Source organism: Rhodococcus sp. ABRD24, assembly GCF_004328705.1.
GTDB lineage: Bacteria > Actinomycetota > Actinomycetes > Mycobacteriales > Mycobacteriaceae > Prescottella.
In genome coordinates, this window is sequence record NZ_CP035319.1 from 4,593,957 (window position 1) to 4,616,889 (window position 22,933).

Annotated in this window: 20 protein-coding genes and 3 pseudogenes; 18 read left to right on the top strand and 5 right to left on the bottom strand. The window is 64.0% G+C overall.

Features of this window, described 5'->3' with window-relative positions; genetic code table 11:
- Positions 1-596 precede the first annotated feature (596 nt).
- From ERC79_RS20540 to ERC79_RS20560, 5 genes and pseudogenes are all read left to right on the top strand, one after another.
- Entirely contained in the window at positions 597-974 is a 378-nt protein-coding gene (locus tag ERC79_RS20540; RefSeq protein ID WP_242676661.1) for a hypothetical protein, read from the top strand.
- A gap of 200 nt (positions 975-1,174) precedes the next feature.
- Positions 1,175-1,675, top strand: coding sequence for a hypothetical protein (locus ERC79_RS20545; protein WP_131580220.1), 501 nt, complete (start codon positions 1,175-1,177; stop codon positions 1,673-1,675).
- Positions 1,676-2,196: 521 nt separating this feature from the next.
- Positions 2,197-3,428 (top strand): annotated as a pseudogene (locus tag ERC79_RS20550) (IS110 family transposase).
- 104 nt (positions 3,429-3,532) lie between these two features.
- Entirely contained in the window at positions 3,533-4,066 is a 534-nt protein-coding gene (locus tag ERC79_RS20555) for a DUF1109 domain-containing protein (protein WP_242676662.1), read from the top strand.
- A gap of 233 nt (positions 4,067-4,299) precedes the next feature.
- Positions 4,300-4,749, top strand: coding sequence for a hypothetical protein (locus ERC79_RS20560; protein WP_131580222.1), 450 nt, complete (start codon positions 4,300-4,302; stop codon positions 4,747-4,749).
- Between the two features lie 32 nt (positions 4,750-4,781).
- On the opposite strand, the gene ERC79_RS20565 is transcribed toward ERC79_RS20560, so the two are convergent.
- Together ERC79_RS20565 and ERC79_RS23650 are read right to left on the bottom strand one after the other, a co-directional pair.
- A complete protein-coding gene (locus ERC79_RS20565; protein ID WP_131580223.1) occupies positions 4,782-5,576 on the bottom strand; it encodes a transposase in 795 nt (264 codons plus the stop codon).
- Positions 5,577-5,622: 46 nt separating this feature from the next.
- A pseudogene (locus ERC79_RS23650) lies at positions 5,623-5,724 on the bottom strand (ATP-dependent DNA ligase); the annotation flags it as partial.
- 207 nt (positions 5,725-5,931) lie between these two features.
- On the opposite strand from ERC79_RS23650, the gene ERC79_RS20575 reads away from it, so the two are divergent.
- Complete coding sequence (locus tag ERC79_RS20575) at positions 5,932-6,288, top strand: hypothetical protein (protein WP_131580224.1); 357 nt, start codon at positions 5,932-5,934, stop codon at positions 6,286-6,288.
- Positions 6,289-6,566: 278 nt separating this feature from the next.
- On the opposite strand, the pseudogene ERC79_RS23655 reads toward ERC79_RS20575, so the two are convergent.
- A pseudogene (locus ERC79_RS23655) lies at positions 6,567-6,713 on the bottom strand (transposase); the annotation flags it as partial.
- Between the two features lie 210 nt (positions 6,714-6,923).
- Complete coding sequence (locus ERC79_RS20585) at positions 6,924-7,805, bottom strand: alpha/beta fold hydrolase (RefSeq protein ID WP_131580226.1); 882 nt, start codon at positions 7,803-7,805, stop codon at positions 6,924-6,926.
- Positions 7,806-7,912: 107 nt separating this feature from the next.
- Here ERC79_RS20585 and ERC79_RS20590 point away from each other — a divergent pair, with 107 nt between their 5' ends.
- The 8 genes from ERC79_RS20590 to ERC79_RS20625 all read left to right on the top strand — a co-directional run bounded on the left by ERC79_RS20590 (position 7,913) and on the right by ERC79_RS20625 (position 17,229).
- The gene (locus ERC79_RS20590; protein WP_131580227.1) at positions 7,913-8,536 is read left to right on the top strand and encodes a TetR/AcrR family transcriptional regulator; all 624 of its coding nucleotides are present in this window, start codon (positions 7,913-7,915) and stop codon (positions 8,534-8,536) included.
- A gap of 80 nt (positions 8,537-8,616) precedes the next feature.
- A complete protein-coding gene (locus ERC79_RS20595) occupies positions 8,617-9,126 on the top strand; it encodes a hypothetical protein (RefSeq protein ID WP_131580228.1) in 510 nt (169 codons plus the stop codon).
- A gap of 426 nt (positions 9,127-9,552) precedes the next feature.
- Entirely contained in the window at positions 9,553-10,701 is a 1,149-nt protein-coding gene (locus ERC79_RS20600; protein ID WP_131580229.1) for a serine hydrolase domain-containing protein, read from the top strand.
- A gap of 40 nt (positions 10,702-10,741) precedes the next feature.
- Positions 10,742-12,163 (top strand): NAD(P)/FAD-dependent oxidoreductase, encoded by a 1,422-nt coding sequence (locus ERC79_RS20605; protein WP_131580230.1) that lies wholly within the window; start codon positions 10,742-10,744, stop codon positions 12,161-12,163.
- Positions 12,164-12,186: 23 nt separating this feature from the next.
- A complete protein-coding gene (locus ERC79_RS20610) occupies positions 12,187-13,227 on the top strand; it encodes an alcohol dehydrogenase catalytic domain-containing protein (RefSeq protein ID WP_131580231.1) in 1,041 nt (346 codons plus the stop codon).
- Positions 13,228-13,262: 35 nt separating this feature from the next.
- On the top strand, positions 13,263-14,747 hold the full coding sequence (locus tag ERC79_RS20615; RefSeq protein WP_131580232.1) for an aldehyde dehydrogenase: 1,485 nt from the start codon (positions 13,263-13,265) through the stop codon (positions 14,745-14,747).
- Between the two features lie 45 nt (positions 14,748-14,792).
- Complete coding sequence (locus ERC79_RS20620; protein ID WP_131580233.1) at positions 14,793-15,911, top strand: NAD(P)-dependent alcohol dehydrogenase; 1,119 nt, start codon at positions 14,793-14,795, stop codon at positions 15,909-15,911.
- A gap of 46 nt (positions 15,912-15,957) precedes the next feature.
- Entirely contained in the window at positions 15,958-17,229 is a 1,272-nt protein-coding gene (locus ERC79_RS20625; protein WP_131580234.1) for an MFS transporter, read from the top strand.
- A gap of 82 nt (positions 17,230-17,311) precedes the next feature.
- On the opposite strand, the gene ERC79_RS20630 is transcribed toward ERC79_RS20625, so the two are convergent.
- Positions 17,312-18,370, bottom strand: coding sequence for a helix-turn-helix domain-containing protein (locus tag ERC79_RS20630; protein ID WP_131580235.1), 1,059 nt, complete (start codon positions 18,368-18,370; stop codon positions 17,312-17,314).
- Between the two features lie 104 nt (positions 18,371-18,474).
- On the opposite strand from ERC79_RS20630, the gene map reads away from it, so the two are divergent.
- The 4 genes from map (at position 18,475) to ERC79_RS20650 (ending at position 22,829) form a co-directional block, all read left to right on the top strand.
- Positions 18,475-19,332 carry a type I methionyl aminopeptidase gene (map, locus tag ERC79_RS20635; RefSeq protein ID WP_131580236.1) on the top strand — a complete coding sequence of 286 codons (858 nt, stop codon included), beginning with the start codon at positions 18,475-18,477 and terminating at the stop codon, positions 19,330-19,332.
- Positions 19,333-19,340: 8 nt separating this feature from the next.
- The gene (locus ERC79_RS20640; protein ID WP_207390543.1) at positions 19,341-20,861 is read left to right on the top strand and encodes a cobyric acid synthase; all 1,521 of its coding nucleotides are present in this window, start codon (positions 19,341-19,343) and stop codon (positions 20,859-20,861) included.
- Between the two features lie 112 nt (positions 20,862-20,973).
- Positions 20,974-22,221, top strand: coding sequence for a serine hydrolase domain-containing protein (locus ERC79_RS20645; RefSeq protein WP_131580238.1), 1,248 nt, complete (start codon positions 20,974-20,976; stop codon positions 22,219-22,221).
- A gap of 41 nt (positions 22,222-22,262) precedes the next feature.
- Entirely contained in the window at positions 22,263-22,829 is a 567-nt protein-coding gene (locus tag ERC79_RS20650; RefSeq protein ID WP_131580239.1) for an alpha/beta hydrolase, read from the top strand.
- Positions 22,830-22,933 lie beyond the last annotated feature (104 nt).

Sequence of the window (22,933 nt, forward strand, 5' to 3'; positions counted from 1 at the left end):
GGTAGTCAACATCGAAAAGGGATCGAAATCAATCCGATTCGCCTCACCCTCCTGACGGCCGCATAGGATCGGCATTCATTCGGGCGCATACCTCGAGGTGAGGAAATCAGATGACGAAGTACCATCGGTGCCGCGGGTTCTCTGGCCCCAACCTCGAGGTATGCGTGTCACCGTCTCTCGTTTCGACGGGCAACGACAATGGGATAGCCAGTTGGATTTCGGCGGTGACGTCCGGATTGGACGGGCTCCAGTTCGTTTTTGCCGCGATGGCGGTCTCGGAGGACGTGCCATCGCTTCTCGACTATCGGGCTCGTGCGGACCACTGCCGCACCAGCAATGCCTGCTCAGCCGCGAAGAGTTCACCATCGCCCTTTATGGGTGCCCGCTCTCGGTCCCCGTCGAGTCGGTCGACGTGGCATCCAGGCTCATTCCTGTGGCCTCGGCCCGATTCATGGTCCTTGAGTGTCCGTACGGTGTGATGGATGCGTGATCGGTTGAAGACTCGGGGCTCGCAGATCGGTAACGTGTGGTTGTGGCCCACATGTGGGGCAATAGTGGTTGCTCTCCTCCTCGCGGGTATGTCCACCATTCCTCGGGTGTCTCATAATGACCCTTGCGATTCCGCTCTCTCCTTCGCGTCCGAGCTGGGACTGCATCTGTCCGGCGACGATGATGTCGTCTCCTGCGAATGGCACTCGAGCTTCCCGGACTCCTCCGGAACTGTCATGGTGCGTACCGCGTCACACGCTACGCGAGATGCCTTGCTGGAGTGGTCCGGTGTGAGCGAGGAGCTTGACCGATGGAATGTGAGTATCGACGACGGTCCGTTCCGCGAAGAGGTACGGAGACCGAATCTCGAACGCAGCGAGCAGGTGTACGTAGCTACCGCACCGAATGGCCACCAGCTGAGAATCAGCTATGACGAGGATATGGAGTCCGGTCTCCTGCTCGCAGTGCGGGCTATCCAGGTGTGACTGCTCTTCCTATCGCATCGCGTCCCGTTGACGGTCAGCAAGTACGACAGAATATTTGAGACTTCGTCGGATCGCCGGACGAGTTCGGTCCTGCGGAATGTTGCTTGTGCGCAAATGGCGCCGACTGAACCCCACCCGAGACGGAGGCCGTTGAGCGTGTCGTCGTCTAGAGTCGATGTCATCGACTGGAGACTTCTCGTATGGGCAGGACCGAAACGACGACACTGTGGATGATCGAAGACCTCGAACCGTGGCCGGACGAGCCGGACGTCGGCCAGGTGTGTGAACCCACCACGCAATGGATCACACCCAACACGATGGATCTGCCCGCCGAACTGGTGCGTACGATCTCGGCGCGGGTGGAGGAGATCGAGACCGATGCGGGTGTCGAGCGCAGGGCCCACCTCGATCACGGATTCTCCACGTTACTTCCTCCCGGTCTCGACATCACCGGTAACACGACGTTGACCGGCTGCCTGTTCTGGGACCGATACCTGTGGACGAGCTACCGCACCCAACCCGCAGGCCGTGTCCTGGTCACCGACCGGCGCCCGGTCATCCAGCGGGCCGTGAGGACCCTGACCGGATATGCGGGCTTGTACAGCGTCGAACACCAGGGGCCGCGGACTGTGCACCGAGACGGCCCGATTCCCGACGGCTACTCCGTCGTCGCGTATGCGCTGTTGGTGACGCTGCAATGACAGGCCTGAGCGGGAGTCGCGCTCCCGAACCAGCGAGTCCAGCTGCCAACAATCGTTCACCGCGATCACCGGCCCAGCACCGGCCGCACGACACCCTGTGGATCGCCGTGGTGGCTCTGTTGCCCTTGTAAGAGCCCGTGGAACGAGGGTTCCTAATTGATTCCTACGCGGGCCCGAAGCCCGTGCAGCCGGGCCCTCCGCGCTGGTGGGTGTGACGCTCATGGGTTCCTGGTGGCCGCTCTTGCGGGACGCCTTCACGCAGAGAACGGCGCGGCTCACCCGGCGTAGAGGGTTTCGGTGGTGTCCTGCTCGTGGTGCGAGCCGGCCGCAGGGATCAACCTCTCGCATGGTGTTCACGAGCTGCGAGCTCTTCGATAGATCGAGGCCCCTGCGGTGTGCTGGCGTCACGACACGACTGATGAGATGACGGACCATCATCGCTGCTGAGTCCTGCAATTAGGGCGTCGTGTGACTCCACTTCGGTTCGACCGACCGTGTTCCTCGACATACAGGGAGTGCAGGTGGACAGATTCTGTGGGATCGACTGGGCCGACGACCATCACGACATCGCCGTCATCGACGACACCGGCACCGTCCTGGTGAAAGAATGGGTGAGCAACGACGCCGACGGGTTTGCCCGCCAACTCGAGGTCCTCGCCGACGTCGGCGACCGCCCGGAGGATCCGATTCCGGTCGCGATCGAAACCGACCGTGGTTTGTGGGTTGCGACTCTGCGGGCGAGCGGGCGGGTGGTGTATGCGATCAACCCGCTGTCTGCCTCGCGGTATCGCAGTCAGCGCACCGTGTCCGGAGCGAAATCGGATGCCGCGGACGCAGTGATGCTCGCCAACATTCTGCGCATAGATCGCTCGTCACACCGGCCCATCCCGTGCGACACCGACCTGGCTCGCTCGATCAAGGTCCTCGCCGTGCGCAACAGGACGCCGTGTGGGCACGCACTGCGCTCGGTAACCAGATCCGATCGCTGCTCAAGGACTACTTCCCGGCAGCACTGACTGCGTTCGACGGACTCAGCGGTGGCGGCATCACGCGCGCAGATGCCCGCACGGTTCTTGCCTCAGCACCGACGCCTGAATCCGCAGCAGGGCTGACCCCAGCACGGTTGCGTTCGTTGCTGAGGAAAGCTGGCCGGCAACGAAATGTCGACGCAGACGCAGCCCGGATCCGGAAGGCTCTTCGCACCGAGCAGCTGCATCAACCCAAGTTGGTGGAGCGCGCGATGGGCATCCAGCTGTAAACGCTCGTGCAGCGTCTCGATGCAGCCTGCGACGCGGTCGCGACGCTGACTGTGGCGACAACTGAGCACTTCGAGCGGCATCCGGACGCGATGATCATCAACAGCTTCCCCGGACTCGCCGCGGTCAGTGGCGCCCGGCTGCTCGCCGAGATCGGTGACGACCGTATACGATTCGCCGACGCACGCGGGTTGAAAGCGTATGCCGGCGCTTCACCCGTCACCCGAGCCAGCGGGAAGAGAACCGTTGTGATGCACCGGCAGATCAAGAACAACCGCCTGGCCTCTGTCGGATCGTTTTGGACCCTCGTCGCGATCCAGAACTCGCCCGGCGCACGAGCACACTTCGACCGCAGACGGGCTGCCGGTGACTGGAGCCGCCAAGCCCAACGCCACTTGTTCGGAAAACTCCTCGGCCAGCTCCATACCTGCCTACGAACACGGCAGGTCTACGACGAGCTACGCGCGTTCCCCGGTGCTCCATCGTTGGCCGCTTGACGGTTACGGCAAGAAGCCCCCGCTAGATTGTCGGAATGCGTGAGTCGGAGCCGAAACCTGCAGGTGAAGTGACGCGAAATAAGCCGCCTGGTCCGCGTCTCCTGATGATCACCGTCTTCGCACTGCTCGTGCTGGTCTGCATCAATTACGACTGGTGGCCGTCACGGTTCGGCAATAGGCAGTGGGCGGACCCACTCCTTTTCGGTGGAGTTGCATTGCTGATACTCGCAGTGGCGGGGCTGGTCTGGGCGATCCGCACGCTCTACGTCGTGGGGCAGGACCGTCGATGGTCGTGGTGGATCCTGCCTGCCCCGCTCGCCGTGGTCGGCGTGCTGGCGATCGGCCTACTGCTGCCTCCGCCGGACTTCGACGCGATGCGTCCCCAGTTCGAGCAGACGGCAAAGGACTTGCTTGCCAGCACAGAACGCATTCGCGCGAATGTGGAGATCGGTCCGTTCGACATCATCTCTGTGAGGAAGGATCCAGGCGGTGCTGTCTTCTTCACCGAAGCTCCAATACTCGCGAGCAGCACCATTAGTGGGTGGGTCTATTCCCCGGCGGGGAATCCCGCGGGCTTCGACGACTTCTCGTCAACCCACATTGGTGGACCTTGGTACGAGTTCACCGCCGTGTGGTGAACCTGATGGCCCCATCGAGCGAGCTACTGCAGACGCTCCGCTTGCGTCTTAACTAACTGAGATGTCTGTGTGTGCTGTCGACCCCAGGAGCGTTCGAACACCGGCCCCGTGATCTCGGTGTGGGTCGACGAGGGAAGCGTCGACCCACACCGTTTCGCGTCGCAATCAAGGCCGCTTTCTGCCCGCCATAGGCGATCCGGCTGTACAAGCAGTCCAGCTGGCAGACTTTCTTTATGGAACGTCGCCATCACACGGACAGTGAGTCCAGTCGACAGACGTACAACGCCGACGCCAACCTTGACGACGAGGAGCCGACCCAACGGCATGGCAACTTCGCCCAGGCCGACTGGGATATGCGCTTCTTATCTGCACTGACACGCCAGCTTTCGGCACGGCCTTGGGATACCGGCGTCTACGAGATCGAGCGGCTGGACTGGGCAGATTCGATCATGACGTTGGTTGTCCGTGTCTGGGGTCGCGACCGTTCGGGGCTGGTCGGTTGGCGTGAGCATCTGCCGACGGTGCGCTCGGGATTCACGCCCGATGATCCCGAGCGAGTCGCTGGCGCATGGCACACAGGTGAGTTCTACCCCTGCTACCTGCCGGATCCTTATCTACCCGATGAGAACGGCATTCACTGGATCGGACGAGGTCGACCATCTCATCCCGACAATCTTCGTTGAAGCAGTCGTGATGGACGTATCGCGGCTGCAGATCATGCGGTTAGCGGCACATCAAGACGCTCGCGAAAGTCGTGAAGCATGGTGCGCCAGAGGCGTTTCGCGACTTGCCGTTTGAGGCACCGCATCGCCTCTCGTGAAGTCTTCCCTTCGGCCATCTTGCGCTGGTGGTAGGCGTATCCGTCGCTGCTGGGTGTCCTAGCTTGGGTGACGGCGACGATGTGGATCGCCGAGTTCAGGGTGCGGTCACCGGACCTGGACAGTCGATGGCGCTGCTTGTCGGCGCTGGCGACCTCGATCGGCGCCGTGCCGCTGTAGTTCGCGAACGCCGCCTCGTTCACGAACCTGGTGGGATCGCCGGTGCGGGCGAGGATCCGGGCTGCGGTGACGATGCTGACGCCCGGGATCTTCAGCAGCTTGGTGCCGCTGGCAGCGAGATCGGTCTTGATTCGGGCGGTGATGTCCTCGATCTGGAACCGGGCCCGCCGCAGGTCCCCGACAATGTCGAGGGCCACGTTCTTGCGCATCGCATCCGCAGTCGTCTCCGGCGAGAACGCTTTGAGCTGACCGGCGGCGTCCTCGGTGTCGAAGTCCCGTTCCATGCCTCCGGGGAACAGCTCGCGCAGCAGGGCGTGGAGCTGGTTGACGAGCCGGCCGTTCTGTTTGACCAGGTCGACCCGGTGTTCGTCGAGAATCCGCAGGACGTCGGTGTGGCCTTCCGGGGCGACCGGCCGGAAATCGCGCGCCGGCCACCACTGGAGAGTTCCCGCACTCGCGCTGTCGCGGTCGACGGGATATCGACGACCGCTTCGCCGCGGCCGATCAGCCACTGCGTGAGGTGATGACCGAGTCCAGAAGCGTTCTCCACCGCCCAGCGCGGAGCGATCGGCGGAGCGCAGTGGTGAACCCGGTGCCGACGTGCCCGATGTACTTCAAGACCCCGCCGTCGTCTTACGCGCCGAGCAACAGGGATCCGACTCCGTAGCGTGCGGTGCCGCTGCCGTCGACCCACTGGAGTTCGGGTGGGTTCGTTCGGGCGCACTTGCGCTGGGTGCCGCATTGCCTGAGCTCAGACCGCTTCTCCCGTGCGAATCGGAAGAACCGAAAGTTCGTGATAACTCTCGAATTATGCGAGTTGTTGCCACGAAGTACCGACTCGTGGCGGGTTTCCGAACCCGCCGTGCGATGAAGCTCGCCGAAGCCGCCGCTTCGCTTGGCATCGCAACCGAATTGGCTGACGTGGCGACTCTGCAGCGGCGGATCACGGAATCAGCCGATCCGATCGACGAGACGGCCTTCTTTCACGAGACGATCGCTGAGTACGGGTGGGCCCGTGACGTTGCGGGGCTGGCCCCATCCACCTTGCAGACACTCCTCAAGCCTGTTCTCGAGTTGTGCGACAATTTCGACTGCGTCCCTTGGAGACTCACTTCGCGACAGTTCGACCAGTATTTCGCCGGTCCCGGCAAACGCCATCACTCGACCCAACCATCGGGGCGACTTCACCTTGCGCATACCGCTCTCGAAGCGGGCCATGACTGAGTTTCGCGCCGCCTGGCGGGATGACCTACCGCGCTCGCGTAAGTACCCCATCGCGGTGCGTGACTACGCGATGGCGAAGGTCGCCTGCATCTCTGGTGTCCGGGCGAAAGAACTGTGCGCGGTGCGGATCGGGGACGCGCACTGGGATCGCGGGCAGTGGGGGCGGTTCATCGTCACCGGAAAGGGTGCGCGCGGTTCCGGGTCGCGCGAGCGAGGACCCGGCGCTCGGCACCGTCGAGCGGCTGATCACCCTGCGCAGCCGCGGCCTCGACGCGACGGCGTTCGTCTGCGACCCAGCGCCCGAGCAGCTTCTCGTTCAACCCGAGCTCGCGGGCGACCTCGGCGATCGTGCGGCCCGAATCGATCACCCGATGAGAGGCCTCGACCTTGTACTCGGTCGTGAATGACCTGCGGGTACGTGACATGCGAACATCCTTCCAGCGAGATCTCCTATCCCCGCTATCTCGGTCTCCGCTGCCCGAGGGGAACCTCACATTACGAGATGCGGGCCGAGGGCCTAGCCCGGCCCGACTGTTGTACCCAGTCGGAAACAGCGTCGGGTGGGGCGCACATCATCCGGCATCAGGCAGGCTGGGTTTGGGTCTGCGGTTCAGTCGGTCGAGATCGGCCGCCGGTCATTTGCGCTTCGCGTCGTCGTGATTGCGGACGAAAGTCATGAGTCGGGGAATCACCTGATTGGGGATGTGTCCGAGGATTCCGTGGCCAGTGCCGGCGAAAATCTCGACTTCCGCTGCAGGTAGAAGATCAGCCAGTCGCGCTGCCACCCGCTCGGGATTGGAGACCACCGTCTCGGCGCCGTAGATCACCAGCATCGGAACCGTGATCGACTGCACTTCTGCATCCTTGAGCATTCGAGCCCATCCAATCCCAGGGCGGTAGTTCAGGGCTTCTTTGGCGAGGGTGAACTCGAGGTCGCCGAGGACGTACCCCGGAGACAGCCAATCGTTGAGCTTGCGGATACTTTCGTCGGTGCGGCGCATCCCGGCCCGGATCATCTTCAGCAGCACACCCCACGATGGCTTGTCGAAGACTCCTCCCGGCTCGATGAGCGTCACACTCGCCACTCGTTCAGGAGAATGGAGTGCTACGAGAACGGCGTGCCATGCACCCTGCGAGTAGCCGACCAGGTGGACACGGTCGACCCCGAGTTTGTTCAATACCTCGTCGACCCAGGTGGCGAAGTCGGATTCTCCGGTGATCGGGGCGGTCTGGACGCTGCGCCCCGGAGTGCCGATCGTGTCCAGTGCGTACACGACGCGGTCTCGGCACAGATCCTCGATGACGATGTGCCATTGCAGACAGTTAGCCCCGAGAGAGTGCACCAGGACGATCGGCGTCTCCGTGCCGGACCCCGACTTACGGACATGGGTGGTTCCGAACGATGTTGGGATGTCCAACTGTGTCGACGGAACCGGCCATGTGCCTTCCAATGCCTGGTAGACGCGGTCGTATGACAGCTTCGATGCGTCGTTCTTGAATCGTCCGATCTTCGGCATGAGCCTCCCTCTCGCTGCACTTGGTTGTTGGTATGACGGTACCACTAATGCGGTATGTGCGTACCATCAATGGGCAAACGTCATCCGTGCGAAAGGGAGGCGGCCCTATGCCGCGACTGGTCGACCATGAAGTGAGGCGACGGGAGATCACCGATGCGGTGCGGCGAGTGATCGTCGACGGTGGGCTCGCGGCGGTGACGTTTCAGTCCGTTGCTGCCGAGGCTGGGATCTCGGTTCGGCTCGTGCAGTACTACTTCGGTACGAAGCGGGAGTTCCTTCTCGCGACACATCAGGCCGTGCGTCAGGACGCAGGTGCTCGTCTAATGCAGGAGTTGTCCGTCGTGGGTCCGGAAGCGACTCCCCGCGAGATCATTACCGCGTTCCTGGTCGCCATGCTCCCGCTCGATCAACAGCGTCGCGACGAAGCAATCGTTCTCGGTGCCTTCCATACTGCCGCGCTGACCGGACAGGGAATCGCCGCCGAGGAAACCCTAACTGCCCCAAGTGAGTTGACAGCGCTCATCTCCGGCCAGCTTCAGCGAGTGACCGATCGGGACGCGGTCATGCCGTCAATGGATCCTGACCTCGATGCGGAACTGATTCTGGCAGCTACGGGCGGGCTCGCCCAGGGGATGCTTCCTGGCTACGGCACGGCGGAACTGGCTCTCCAGCTCGTCGAGCGCCTTCTCGACCGCGTACTCGGGTCAAGGAATCCTCAGTCCAATCCGTAGTCGGCAGACATGTCACCGGAGAGCGATCAGCCCGCGACCGCTACGACCCGAGATCCGCTCGAGTCGCCCTGGGCGCGTTGATGCTCGAGTTGATCGTCCAGAGTTACAAATCGCTCGAAGACAGCATCACTACAGCATTCGGCGTCTCGGCGGGGTCGGGTCTCGAACAGCGCCTCGCCGCTGGGCCACTTGCTTACCGCGTCTGGGCGATCGAACATCGTCGCCAGTTCAATCTCATCTTCTTCGACCAGCTCGGTGGGTGCGCCGCGCCACCTGCCGGACCGACTGTGTCCGCACAAACGGGTGTTCTGCAACCGATTGCTGTCCACTACGAGGTGCAGCTCGGACCGAACGCCGAACCGGCCGTCATCTCCCTCGGCGTGGGCATGACATCGCTTCCACCGCGCCGCAAACTCGCGTTCCTGTGTCCGGACTGGAGCCACGATCGCGCCCACCTGGGCGGCGCACTCGGTGCCGTCGTAATGACCGGCCTGTTGTCCCGGGACTGGATCCGCCCCGTCGACCGCTCACGCAGCCTTGAACTCACACCCGCAGGACACGAAGGACTCGCCACCTACTTCGCGGTATAGGACCCGAACCACTTTCTACTCGTGCTCCATGCCGAAGGCCTTCGTGTAGATGCGGTCTCTTTGCCAGGTTGTATCGGTCTGGTGCTCGGGCGCGTCGGGCGAGAACTCGGGCAGGTTCACGTCCGGATCTTCGCCTCGGGCTATGTGGTGGGTTGCGTCCGGTCCGTCCTCGAGTTCCTCCAGCGTTGATCGAGGACTGCACTCGGCAGACGCCGGGCAGGGCACGTCTGCAGGCGTGCGTCGACGCGAATCCGAACAGGCCCGCTACGACCGTGCACGGATACGACAGCGCCCTGCACGGTAACGAAACTGAGATCGGCGTCACAGCGCATACGGTACCCGGAGCATCGCGCATTCCGGGCGGGACCGACCCGGTTCGGCGGCTCTACGGAGAGTCGAATCCGATACGCAGGAAAGAGATTTGGAATGAAGACCGATCAAGCACCACCCGCTGTCGTGCCCGTTTCGGGCGCCGTACGTCCGCCGTTCGAGCAGGTCGCGGACGTCTTCGCGCGCACGGTTGCTCGTCAGAGGGGAGGCGGAGCCGCACTGTGCATCTACCAGGACGGCGAGGCAGTCGTAGACCTCGTCGGAGGGGCATACGAGACCGACTCTCTGCAACAGGTCTTCTCGGTATCGAAGGGCATCGTGGCGATCGCCGCGGCGATCGCGCACGCCGAAGGCCTGATCGACCTCGACGCCCCGGTGGCGCAGTACTGGCCCGAGTTCCGCCGAGCGTCGACCGAGAAGATCACCGCGCGGATGATCCTCGGTCACCGCGCCGGGCTGTCTGCGGTCGCGGATCCGCTTACGCTCGATGATCTTCTGGCCGGCGGTCTGGACGCGGCCGTCGTTCGGCAGGAGCCATATTGGGAACCGGGAACCGCCCATGGCTACGCCGCATTCACTTTCGGTGCCTTGATGAACGGTGTCTTCACGCACGCAGCCGGAGAAGACGTGGCGTCGTTCGTGCAGCGCCGTGTCGCCGGGCCCCTCGGCGCGGAGTTCTGGTTCGGCGCTCCGACGGATCAGCTCGCTCGACTCGTGCCCGTCGAGTTCGGCGAGCCTGTACTCACCCCTGCTCAGGCTCAAGGATTCTCGGATCCGAGCTTCATTCCGGACGGGAGTTTCGTCGAGATCCACGCTGACATTGCAGGGTTCTTCAACAACCCCGCGGTCGTCCAGGCCGGCTGGCCCGCAATGTCGGGCGTGAGCTCTGCGCGCGATCTTGCCAGGATCTTCGCCGCCGCCATCGGCGATGTCGACGGAACGCGACTCCTCGACGGCGCCGCGGTCGCGCAGATGACCGAAACCCAATCCATCGGGCCAGACCGAATGCTCGGTTACGAAACGCATTTCGGCTCGGGAATCGAGCTCGCACACACGCACCTCCCGCTTCTGGGGGATCGATCCTTCGGACATCAGGGGGCGGGTGGATCGCTGGTGTGTGCCGATGCCGAGCGTGGCATCTCGATGGCGTTCACCACGAACCTGTCGCCTGCCGTTGTCGGCGTGAGCGATCAAGCACTCCTCCTCCTGGCAGCGCTACGGCATTGCCTCACTCACTCGGCATGAACAACGGCCGCTTGCGGTCCCTCAACGAAAGACCACCAACATGAGCAACTCCACTCTCGATTCCGCTTCTCTGCCCACCACGTACTGCGTCGTCGGTGCTGGTCCTCTGGGGCTGATTGCCGCCCGCGCCTTCCGGCGGTACGGCATCGATGTCGAACTCATCGAACGCAACACCCGTGTCGGTGGGATCTGGGACATCGAGAATCCGGGGTCTCCGATGTACGAGACCTGCCACTTCATCACCAGCAAGGAGTACGGGGGTTTCATCGGCTATCCGATGCCTTCGGCGTACCCCGACTACCCGTCCTGGCGACAGGTGCACGAGTACATCGAGAACATGGCGGTCGACTACGGGCTGGATCAGCTGATCACCTTCGGAACCGAGGTGACCGACGCACGTCCGGTGGAGACCGAGGCGGGCACCTACTGGAAGGTCACGCTGGATTCGGGCGAGGTGCGTGACTATCGCGGCGTCATCTATGCCGGTGGTCAGCAGTGGCATCCGTTCATCCCTGACGTGCCTGGCCTCGAGTCCTTCACCGGCCGCGCCATCCATTCGAAGGACTACCGCTCGATCAGCGAGTTCGAAGGCAAGCGTGTCCTGGTGATCGGTGCCGGAAACAGTGGTGTGGACATTGCGGTCGACGCCGCTAACCACGCCGAGAAGGCGTTCCTGTCGACGCGCCGCGCGTATCACTTCTTCCCCAAGCAGATTTTCGGTATCCCGACGCCGGACCTGCTGAACGGCAAGGTTCCTCTGCCCGAGTTGCCGATGCTCGGAGCGCTCGACCCGCAGCAGCAGCTCGACCTCGTTCTGGCCACCGTGGGTGACCTCAGCCGCTATGGATTGCCGGTTCCCGAACACCCCGTCGGATCGACGCAGGCCATCGTCAGCAACCTCGTGCTTCACTGCTTCGCGCACGGACTGCTCACTTCGAAGTCGGATGTCCGGCGCATCTCCGGCTCGACTGTGGAGTTCGTCGACGGCTCGGTCGAGGACGTCGACGTGATCGTGATGGCGACCGGTTACGACATTGAAATCCCCTGGCTCGCTGATGGTGTGGTCCCGTTCGTGGACGGTCACCCGGTGTTCCATCTGGGCACGTTCGTCGATGGCGCATCCGGCCTCTACGGTATCGGCATCATCCATCCCAGCGCTGCGGACGCGTGGGCCATCTTCGATCAGCTCTTCCAGTTGGCCGCAGCCGATGCGAATGCGGTGCTGACGGGGGAGAACGCGGACAACATCCGGCGGATCCGGGACGAGTACCGCCCCGACTTGAAGGCAGATTTTCCGTTTCTCGATGTCCGCCGCAACGCGAACCAGGCGGATCTGATGATGCTCCGCAATGTGCTCGGCGAACTAGCCGAGACCTACGGCGTCGTGATTCCCAGCCAGTCCGATACGGAGTTCTACGCCGAACAGCTCGTCCGTCCGGTCGACTCCGCGAAATCCGCCTGAGAACGTCAAGAGAGGGCAAATCGATGCGCGCAATGTTCTGCGATGCCGAAGGTTCGGTGCGGCTGACTCGAGTCGCTGATCCCGAGATTCTCGCACCAACCGATGTCATTCTCGAAATCACCGCAACAACGATCTGCGGCAGTGACGTTCACCTCGTCGAGGGTCATATCCCCACGCCGTGGGGATTCACTGTGGGGCACGAATATGTCGGCACAGTAAAGGAACTCGGCGATGCGGTGACCTTGCTCGAGGTCGGAGACCGGGTGGTCGGCCCCGCTGCTCCGTGGTGCTCGAGCTGCCCGACCTGCCGGAGTGGCCAGACTCAGCGGTGTTCCCGCGGTGGGGTGTTCGGTTCCGGGGAGGCGTGGGGAGACCTGGGGGGAGCGCAGGCCGAGTACCTGCGGGTGCCCTGGGCCGATCACGTGTTGTCCAAGGTTCCGCCCACCGTCACCGACGCGCAGGCGCTGGCAGTCGGCGACGTGTTGCCGACCGGATGGACCGCAGTCCGGAACACCGTTCACGCGCCCGGCGGTGTCGTTCTCGTACTCGGTTGTGGACCGGTCGGACTGTCGGCCGTCCACACCGCCGGTCTGCACGGCGCTCGCCAGATCATCGCCGTGGACACGGTGCCGGAACGGCTGGCTCTGGCCGAGAGACTCGGCGCCACCCACACGTTCGTCGCTGACGCCACCGTGGCCGACTCGATCATCGAGCTCACTGGTGGACGTGGCGTGGATTCGATCATCGAAGCCGCAGGATCCCCCGCTGCCCTGGCTACCGCAGTGGCCTGTGTGGCGCTGGGCGGACATATCGGGATCGTCGGCATCCACTCGGCCCCCGTCGAACTGGATCTGGCTGGGCTGCTGTTCAAGAACGTCTCGGTGTGGACGGGCCTCGGCGACCTCACTCACATGGACGAACTGCTCGAGCTCATCGCCGCCGGGCGACTCGATCCGTCGCCGATGTTCACCCGCCAGTACTCGTTCGACGCCATCGAACAGGCGTATGCCGAGGTGGCCGACCAGGCGCCGGGCGTCGTCAAGACGCTGATCACCCTGCCGTGAGGGCGGCAGCCGACCCTATCCATCCACCGAAGGAGATGAGTTCATCCATGAATGCCCTCGCCACCGGCCGCACCGTCCAACTACTGATCGACGGTGAGTGGACGCCCTCCGAGTCCGGCTCTTCGACGACTGAGATCTGCCGCCTCACTGGTGAACACGTGGCCACGGTCGTGGCAGCATCCGTCGCCGACGTTCGGCGCGCTGTCGACTCCGCGGAAGCCGCATCCGCCACCTGGGGCACCGCATCGCCGGCTCGCCGACGTGAGGTCCTGCAGCGTGCAGCGGACCTACTGGCCGAGCGCAGCGCGCAGATCAGTGCGGTCATGAGTGCCGAGATGGGTGCAGCACTCGGTTGGTGCAATTTCAACGTTCATGTCGCGGTCGGAATGCTCCGCGAAGCAGCTGCCCAGACGTATTCGATGATCGGCGAGGTCATTCCGTCGGACGTTCCGGGACTGACGGCACTCGCCGTCCGGGAACCAGCCGGAGTTGTCGTCGGCATCGCGCCGTGGAACGCGCCGCTGATTCTCGGAGTGCGTGCGGTGGCCATGCCCCTCGCCTACGGAAATACCGTCGTGCTCAAAGCGTCCGAGGAGACACCGTGCACCCATGCGGCAATCGTCGAAGCACTCCATGATGCCGGGATCCCGGCCGGTGCGATCAATCTGATCACCAATGCGCCGGAAGACGCGCCCGCAGTCGTGGACAGTCTGATCGCCCACCCCGCGGTTCGGCGGCTCAACTTCACCGGCTCTACGAAGGTAGGGCGGATCATCGCGGAGAAGGCAGGTAAGCACCTCAAGCGAGTGGTGCTCGAGCTCGGTGGAAAGGCGCCGATGATCGTGCTGGCGGACGCCGATATCGATGCGGCGGTGGACGCGGCCATCTTCGGTGCGTTCATGAACCAGGGCCAGATCTGCATGTCGACCGAACGCATCGTGATCGACCGCGAAGTGGCCGACGAGTTTGCATCGAAGATTGCCGAGCGCGCAGCTGCACTTCGGGTCGGCGATCCCGCCGACCCGTCGACCCAGATCGGTCCGATGGTGCACGAGCAGGCCTGCCGCCATGTTGCCTCGCTGGTGTCCGACGCCTCCGAGCACGGCGCACATGTCATTGCCGGTGGTGGTGAGGGCGATGGGTTGTTCTATCCGCCGACCGTGCTGCGGGGCGTGACCGCGCAGATGCGCCTCTACAGCGAAGAGGCATTCGGGCCGGTCGCGTCGATCATCGAGGTCGACGGCCCGGAGGAGGCGCTGCGAGTAGCCAACGATACGGACTACGGACTGTCGAGCGCACTGTTCACGGGCGATGTCGGTCGGGGTCTCGAGCTGGCCAGGAGGATCAAGGCCGGAATCTGCCACATCAACGGTGCCACCGTGCACGACGAGGCGCAGATGCCCTTCGGTGGTGTGCACGACAGCGGATACGGCCGCTTCGGTTCCCGCGCTGCACTTGAGGAGTTCACCGAAACACGGTGGATAACTGTGCAATCCGGCGAGCGCCACTATCCGATCTGACGCGACCGTGCGTGCATCGATATCGACAGAAGATGAGGTGATTTCATGACCAAGACAGCAACGGCAGCGGTCCTCCGTGGACTCCACGAGGATTTCACGCTCGAACAGGTCACTCTGGACGACCCGCGCCCCGACGAGGTTCTCGTGCGCATCGTCGCGAGCGGCGTGTGCGGCACGGATCTCGGGGTCGCGGCCGGCCACATACCCTTTCCCCTGCCCGGGGTGCTCGGACACGAGGGTGCCGGGATAGTGGAAGAGGTCGGCAGCGCGGTCACCCGGGTCCGGCCCGGGGATCACGTTCTGCTGACATTCACCAGTTGCGGCGACTGCCCCAATTGCACGGCCAGCCATCCCGCATACTGCGCCGACTTCCTGCACCGGAACCTGCTCGGTGGCGAGCGGGCGGATGGCAGTGCCACCATCCGTCAGGCTGGGACGGACCTGCACGGACACTTCTTCGCCCAGTCATCCTTTGCCACGCATGTTCTCGCTGACGAGCGTGGCCTCACCCGGGTGGATCCGGACGCCGATCTGTCGCTGCTGGCTCCGCTGGGCTGCGGAATTCAAACAGGTGCAGGTGCGGTCCTCAATGTGCTGCGCCCGCAACCAGGCAGCACACTGGCGATCTTCGGGGCGGGCGCCGTGGGACTCGCGGCGGTGATGGCTGCCGCTCTCTCCCCGGCAACGCGCATCATCGTCGTCGACCTGGCCGAATCCAGGCTCGAGCTGGCCACCCAGTTGGGGGCAACCGACGTGATCAACCCCTCCAATGTCGACCCGGCAGAGGCGCTGCGCGAACTCACGGCCGGATTCGGTGTGACGCACGCGCTCGAGTGCACCGGCAATCCCGGGGTTCTACGCACGGCGATCGAGGCGCTCGCCCCGCTCGGAGAGGTCGGTGTGATGGGTGCCCCGTCGCCGGGCACGACAGTTCCCGTCGACGTCAACTTCCTGCTCAACGGGCGGCGGATCACCGGCATCACGGAAGGCGACTCGAACCCGCCGCTGTTCCTGCCCGTACTGGTTGACCTGGTCCGCCAGGGACGCATGCCCTTGGACAGGCTCGTCACCCACTACGACTTCGCTGACATCAACACCGCCGCCCAGGACGCACGGGCGGCCGCCGTCGTCAAGCCGGTCCTGCGGATGCCAGGGCAGCCGTAGCCGACTACGGCAGTGCTCGACCTCCCGTGGACCAGAAAGGCTCCCGATGTCTCAATCTCGCAGTGCATCTCAAAATTCATGGCCACTCGAGGGCCGTACGGTTCTGATCTTCTTCCTGACCTGGGGCCTCGTCTTCCTCGATCGTCAGGCGCTTTCGATCCTGATGCCGCTGATCGACGACGACATCAACTTGACGAAAAGCCAAGTGGGTCAGATCAACATGTGGCAGACGATCGGCTATGCGTTGTCCGCTCCCATTTTTGCGTTCGCGGCGGATCGGTTCGGTCGTCGTAAGCCGATCCTGCTTTTCGGAATCCTGGCGACCGCGGTGCTTACCGCGGTCACGATGTCGGCCAACTCGTTCGGCGCGCTGTTGATCGTTCGTTCGTTGCTGGGTGCCAGTGAGGGAATCATCCTTCCGATCGCCATCGCAATCGTCGCATCGACTTCCGCGCCTCAACGGTTCGGCCGTAACGTCGGATTCGTCTACGCCGGCGCCGCGGTGATCGCGGCTAGCCTCGGTCCCGTCGTGGTGACGCAGATTGCCGAAATGTCAACTTGGAAGATGACGTTCGTCATGATCAGTGTGCCGACGTTTGTCGCTGCACTGCTCGTGTGGGCCTTCATCGAGGAGCCTGCCCCCACTGTGGACGCTGCCCCGGTGGGGGAGCGGACCGGTGCATCCGATCGCGCTGCACTACTGGCCGGGCTGGCGAACCGGAACATCCTCGTGTGTGTCGCGATCAGCATCTTCGCCATGGGTGGGCTGTGGACCTTCAACTCGTTCCTTCCCCTGTATCTCACCGAGGTCAGCGAGTTGCCGATCGCGACGATGGGAGTGGTGATGTCACTGTTCGGCGTCGTCTCCATTCTGTGGCAGGTGTTCCTCCCGTACTCATCCGATCGGATCGGTCGCAAGCCGGCAATGATCGGGTACGCGCTGCTCGCGGCGCTGACACCGGCAATGCTGCTGCTGTTCCCACAGAGCGGCCTGAGCCTGGTGGTGTACGTCGCGATCGGCGGCGTCATCATGACCATGACAGCGCTGTTCGTCAGCATCATTCCTGTCGAGAGCGTGCCGGTGGGAATCATGGCAACGGCTGGTGCCCTCATCATGGGCATCGGGGAGCTGCTCGGGTCCTTCGCTGTCGGTGGTGCCGGGGCTTTGGCCGACCGGTATGGGCTCTCCGTCGTCATGCTCGTGGCGGCAATCTCGTACGTTGTGGTGGCCGTCGTGTCGATCGCACTCGTCGAAACCCGGAGTGCTCGACGCTCCCCGAAGGCGGACGAATCGGCGGCTGAGCAACTGCCGGTGTGACGGAACGGCCCCGCAGGTTGGCGGATCGACCGCCACCTGCGGGGCTACTTCGCACGTTGCTGACGGGACGTTGGCGGACTTGTCAGTTCCGAAATTGGCCCGAAGTGCCGACAGTACGACTTCTGAACTCGCTTGCGGATTCCCCGAATGAACGCCGAAATGCCTGGCTGAAATGCGACGGGCTGAGGAATCCTGCCCTTGCTGCGATTGTGGCGATCGACTCTTCGATGCGAAGCTGGTCGGACAGGTCACGTTTGCATTGCTCTAGCCTGCGCGTCCGGATCCAACCCGCGACGGTCAATTCCTGTTCGCTGAAAATATCGTATAGGTGGCGGGTTGAGATGAAATGTGCCGCAGCAATTCGCGCGGGATTGAGTTCGGGATCTGCCAGGTTGTTGTCTATATAGGCGAGAATTTCGTGCAGTAGATCTCGGCGATGGGAATTTGGTGCCTCGCGTTCGGAGGTTCCGAGTTGACTCAGAAATACTGTTGCCACCATATCGACGGCATTGGCGACGAGTCGTGTTCCGTATTCGCGGGGCAGCCTGGTCAGGTTCCCGCCGAGGCTGACGAGAAATGGACTCACTACCCGTGCCACGCCATCGTCTCCAGCGAATCTCGCGGCAGTGAGCTCGGCAACCATGCGCGGTGGGACACCGAGTAGTTCCCGTGGCAGCATCACGGCGAGGCAGCTGAACCGATCTTCGAAGACCAACGAGTACGGCCGGTCCATGTCGTAGACCGAAATATCTCCCGGCTTCAGAACCGCTTCGCGATTGTCCTGCATCACGATTCCGGTTCCCTCCAATTGGAGGCATAGCATGTATCGGAGTGTCGCCTTTTCCCCGGTCAGTGGAGCGGTACGTTGAGCCACCTGTTCCGAAGCGGAAACCTCGGATATGTTGATTCCGCCGAGAATTCGGCTCCGAATCCTGCCCCGGAAGAGATCAGGATTTTCGCTCCGAACCTGGAGGGGGACGAAAACTCCGGACACGGCTCTTCGCCAATCGTTGACTCCGACGACATCGATGGTGTCAACGTCTCCGGCAGCCGATTCCAGGATTCTATTCAGCATGGCGGTACCTCCGCGTGAGACAGTACCGAAGGGACGGCTCGTTGTGAACAATACAGATTTGATCATGGATTGTGTGAGCCGGAACCGGCTGATCGTTTCGACCCGCTGTCTCCGAGCCGGGCATCTCGGCAGTCGCGAGTCGTCGCGGCCGGCCGGTCTACCCTGAACCCATGTCTGTTCGCACCGCGCTCGTTCCTGGAACCGTCTCGCCCACCCTTGCCGTCCCGAAGGACATCGAACGTCCGGAATATGCGTGGAAGGCGACGGTTCAGGAGGGCAGCGAGCCGTGGGTGCAGACCCCCGAGACCATCGAGGCCATGCGGATTGCGAGCAAGATCGCAGCGCGGGCCCTGCAGGAGGCCGGCAAGGCCGTCGCGCCCGGAGTGACCACGGACGAGCTGGACCGCATTGCGCACGAGTACATGTGCGATCACGGCGCCTACCCGTCGACCCTCGGGTACCGCGGTTTCCCGAAGTCGTGCTGCACGTCACTCAATGAGGTGATCTGCCACGGTATTCCCGACTCGACGGTGATTCAGGACGGCGACATAGTCAACATCGACGTCACCGCCTATATCGGTGGTGTTCACGGAGACACCAACGCCACATTTCTTGCCGGTGATGTCTCGGAGGAGAACCGCCTGCTGGTCGAGCGGACTCGCGAGGCGACTATGCGCGCGATCAAGGCCGTCAAGCCAGGTCGCGAACTCAACGTCATAGGCCGCGTGATCGAGGCGTATGCCAACCGTTTCGGCTACGGCGTGGTGCGCGATTTCACCGGGCACGGCATCGGCGAGACCTTCCACAACGGCCTGGTGATCCTCCACTACGACCAGCCGAACGTCGACACGATCATCGAGCCCGGCATGGTGTTCACGATCGAGCCGATGATCAACCTCGGCACCGTCGACTACGACATCTGGGAGGACGGCTGGACGGTCGTCACCAAGGACCGCAAGTGGACCGCCCAGTTCGAGCACACCATCGTGGTCACCGACGAGGGCAACGAGATCCTCACGCTGCCGTGACATCGGCGCTGAGCGGTGCGTTGCTGGTGGCGGGCACGACGTCTGACGCCGGGAAGAGTGTGCTGGTCGCCGGGCTGTGCCGGATGCTCGCGCGGCGAGGGGTGCGGGTGGCACCGTTCAAGGCGCAGAACATGTCGAACAATTCCGTGGTGACGCTCGACGGTGGGGAGATCGGCCGCGCTCAGGCATTGCAGGCACGGGCGTGTGGGCTCGACCCGAGTGTGCGGTTCAACCCAGTGCTACTCAAGCCTGGCAGTGACCGGACGTCGCAGCTCGTCGTCCGCGGCAAGGCCGTCACCACGGTCGGTGCCCGCGACTACATCACCCACCGTGAGTGGCTGCGCGGGATCGTCGCCGACGAGCTGGCCTCGCTGCGCGCCGAGTTCGATGTCGTGATCTGCGAGGGCGCGGGATCGCCCGCCGAGATCAACCTGCGGGCCACCGATCTGGCGAACATGGGCCTGGCTCAGGCCGCGCAGCTGCCGGTGATCGTGGTCGGCGACATCGACCGCGGGGGAGTGCTGGCTCACCTGTTCGGGACCGTTGCCGTCCTCTCGCCCGAGGACCAGGCGCTGATCGCCGGGTTCGTGATCAACAAGTTCCGGGGCGATGTGAGTCTGCTCGAACCCGGGCTCGAGCAGCTTCGGACCCTTACCGGCCGCCCGACGTTCGGGGTGATCCCGTTCGCCGAGAACCTGTGGCTCGACGCCGAGGACTCGCTCGGTGTCGTGGGTGACGCGCCCGTCGGCCGGCCCGCGCCGCCGGTCGGCGATGAGTGGTTGCGGGTGGCCGCGATCCGGCTCCCGCGGATCTCCAACTCCACGGACGTCGAGGCGCTCGCGTGCGAGCCCGGCGTCTCGGTGCACTGGGTGAGCGAGCCCTCGCGCCTGGCCGACGCCGACCTCGTCGTCGTGCCCGGCAGCAAGTCCACCGTCGCCGACCTGGAGTGGTTGCGGCGCAGTGGTATCGGTGACGCGCTGATCCGGCGAGCGCAGGCCGGTGGGGCGATCCTGGGAATCTGCGGCGGTTACCAGATGCTCGGCGCGGTGATCGACGACGGCGTCGAGTCCGGCGCCGGTGCGGTGCCCGGGCTGGGGCTGTTGGACCTCGAGATCGAGTTCGCAGTCGAGAAGGTGCTCGCGGCGGTGGGCGGCCATGCGGATGGAATTCCGTTGCGCGGGTATGAGATCCATCATGGGCGCGTTCGGCGCAATGGCGATCCGCCGCTGCTGAGCGCGGCGGACGGGTCCAAGGAGGGCAGTGTGCGTGGCAGTGTGCGTGGCACTCACTGGCACGGGCTGCTCGAGAACGACGAGTACCGGCGCCGGTTCCTCGCCGAGGTGGCGCAGGGCGCAGCCCGTAGCGGCTTCGTCGTCGCGACCGACACCGACGTCGGGAGGGTTCGGGAGGCTCAGCTGGATTTGCTCGCGGACCTCGTCGAGCGGCATCTCGACATCGATGCGGTCCTCGCGGTCCTCGGGAACGGGGCATTGGCGGGTGTGCCCACGATCGGTGCGTCGCTGCGATAGCCAGTTCGGACGCACTGCCGGGAAAGCTGTTTTGCGGCTTCCGCGCGCGTCCTGGACTCCCCGCCCTAGGATCCCTAGCGACGACGGCGACCGCCGACATCGAGGAGGCGACGTGCGTACTGCCCTGGGGAGAAGCTCGACCGTCCGACTGATCGGCGTAGCGGCGGTAGCTGCGCTGGTGATCACGGGATGCTCGTCCGACGATTCCGATACCGGGTCGTCCGCGTCGGCCACGACCAGCGCCGCGTCCACGACGGCGATGTTGCAGAAGATCGACGACGCCGCACTGAACGACATCGTGGCAGGCGTGGCGCAGGACCTTCAAATTCCAGGTGCCGTTGCCATCCTCGAGACCCCTGATGGCAACCTGATGGTCAAGTACGGCACCGGGACCCGTGGACAGAACTCACCGGTCGACACTGTCGAGCACGTACGTATCGGCTCCAACACCAAAACCATGACCGGCACAGTGATCTTGCAGCTCACCCAGGAGGGCAAGATTGCGCTGACGGACCCGGTCTCGAAGTTCCGGCCCGATGTGCCCAATGGCGACAACATCACGATCGAGCAGCTGCTGAACATGCGCAGCGGACTCTTCAACTACACAGAGACCCCGCAACTCAACGAGGCTCTCGACAACGAGCCGCAGAAGCAGTGGAAGCCCGACGAACTGCTGGCGCTCGCGTTCGCGAATCCGCCGTACTTCCCGCCCGGACAGGGCTACCACTACTCCAATACCAACACCGTGCTGCTCGGACTCATAGCCGAGAATCTGGACAGCAAGCCGCTGCCCCAAATCTTCCAGTCGCGGCTCTTCGGCCCGCTCGGCCTGACCGGTACTTCGTTCCCCGGTATCGCCGACAGCTCGCTCCCGGCGCCCCACCCGCAGGGCTACGTCTACGGGACGAACATGGACACGTTGACCGACCCGGCCTTGCCCGAGGCGATGCAGACCGCGGCGAAGGACGGAACCCTGCTGCCCAACGATGTCACCGGCGTCAACCCGTCTTGGGCATGGGCGGCCGGTGCCGGCATTTCGACTGCCGACGACCTCGTCACGTGGGTGCAGGCGCTGGTTGGCGGGAAGCTGCTCGATGCCGAACTGCAGGAACAGCGCCTCGCCAGCGTGCAGCCGACCGGCCCGGACGAAGGATCTGCTCAATACGGTTGGGGCATGGCGAAAATGGGGCCGATGTTCGGCCACACCGGTGAGCTGCCCGGGTTCAATTCGTTCATGGGACACGATCCCGACAACGAGGTGACCCTGGTGGTGTGGACCAACCTGGCACCGGCCGCGAACGGGCAGGATCCGGCGACCGCCATGGCCAGGCAGATCATCGGCAAGATCTATCCCGCATAGGCGTCCGATCGGTCCGTGGCGATCGCGTACCGTTTTCAGCCATGGAGTCGACGCGCGTTGAGGTGGTAAACGGGACCTGCAGAGTCCGGATAGGTGGGCCCGAGAGCCGGCACACGGTGCTGCTTCTTCCGGACGCGGGTGACCCGGCGGACGTCTACGACGCTGTCTGTGCGCGGCTGCACGACTCGGATCTGCGGACGGTCGTCCCCGAGAGCATCGAGGGCCTGGACGAGTCGTCGATCATCGCGCTACTGGACGAGTTGAAGCTGCCGTGGGTGAACCTGGTGGGCTCCGGCCTCGGTGCCGAACTCGCGTGGTCACTCGCTTCCCGAACGTTCGGCCGGTTCGCGAGCCTGGTCGTTGCCGACCGCGGCCACCCGGCAGTGCCTGGCGCCGACGGTGTTGTGCGGGACGCGACGTGTCCGGCCGTGGAACTGCCCACCACTGTTGTCGTGGGCAGTTCGCTCGGGCGGGCATGCGCGGACGCCAGCGGCCGGTTTGCCTACTCCGACTTCCGCGTCGTCCAGCTCGACGGGGTCGAGAACATCCCGGTATCGGCTGCTCCCGAGCTGGCAACCGAGGTGGTGCTCCGAACCAGCTCCTGGTAGCCGCCCGCCGGACCGCTCGTCGGATGATTGCAACCGTTCGCCGCGGTGCGTGGACGTTCGATTTGTCTGGTGGCCGGCGGGCGCGTTAGCCTCGCCGCACGGGC

Excerpts from the sequence above, each read along its gene's own strand:
- ERC79_RS20545 (WP_131580220.1), top strand. The coding sequence starts at position 1,175 with ATGGGCAGGACCGAAACGACGACACTGTGGATGATCGAAGACCTCGAA.
- ERC79_RS20555 (WP_242676662.1), top strand. The coding sequence starts at position 3,533 with ATGATCACCGTCTTCGCACTGCTCGTGCTGGTCTGCATCAATTACGAC.
- ERC79_RS20560 (WP_131580222.1), top strand. The coding sequence starts at position 4,300 with ATGGAACGTCGCCATCACACGGACAGTGAGTCCAGTCGACAGACGTAC.
- ERC79_RS20575 (WP_131580224.1), top strand. The coding sequence starts at position 5,932 with ATGAAGCTCGCCGAAGCCGCCGCTTCGCTTGGCATCGCAACCGAATTG.
- ERC79_RS20585 (WP_131580226.1), bottom strand. The coding sequence starts at position 7,805 with ATGCCGAAGATCGGACGATTCAAGAACGACGCATCGAAGCTGTCATAC.
- ERC79_RS20590 (WP_131580227.1), top strand. The coding sequence starts at position 7,913 with ATGCCGCGACTGGTCGACCATGAAGTGAGGCGACGGGAGATCACCGAT.
- ERC79_RS20595 (WP_131580228.1), top strand. The coding sequence starts at position 8,617 with ATGCTCGAGTTGATCGTCCAGAGTTACAAATCGCTCGAAGACAGCATC.
- ERC79_RS20600 (WP_131580229.1), top strand. The coding sequence starts at position 9,553 with ATGAAGACCGATCAAGCACCACCCGCTGTCGTGCCCGTTTCGGGCGCC.
- ERC79_RS20605 (WP_131580230.1), top strand. The coding sequence starts at position 10,742 with ATGAGCAACTCCACTCTCGATTCCGCTTCTCTGCCCACCACGTACTGC.
- ERC79_RS20610 (WP_131580231.1), top strand. The coding sequence starts at position 12,187 with ATGCGCGCAATGTTCTGCGATGCCGAAGGTTCGGTGCGGCTGACTCGA.
- ERC79_RS20615 (WP_131580232.1), top strand. The coding sequence starts at position 13,263 with ATGAGTTCATCCATGAATGCCCTCGCCACCGGCCGCACCGTCCAACTA.
- ERC79_RS20620 (WP_131580233.1), top strand. The coding sequence starts at position 14,793 with ATGACCAAGACAGCAACGGCAGCGGTCCTCCGTGGACTCCACGAGGAT.
- ERC79_RS20625 (WP_131580234.1), top strand. The coding sequence starts at position 15,958 with ATGTCTCAATCTCGCAGTGCATCTCAAAATTCATGGCCACTCGAGGGC.
- ERC79_RS20630 (WP_131580235.1), bottom strand. The coding sequence starts at position 18,370 with ATGATCAAATCTGTATTGTTCACAACGAGCCGTCCCTTCGGTACTGTC.
- map (WP_131580236.1), top strand. The coding sequence starts at position 18,475 with ATGTCTGTTCGCACCGCGCTCGTTCCTGGAACCGTCTCGCCCACCCTT.
- ERC79_RS20650 (WP_131580239.1), top strand. The coding sequence starts at position 22,263 with ATGGAGTCGACGCGCGTTGAGGTGGTAAACGGGACCTGCAGAGTCCGG.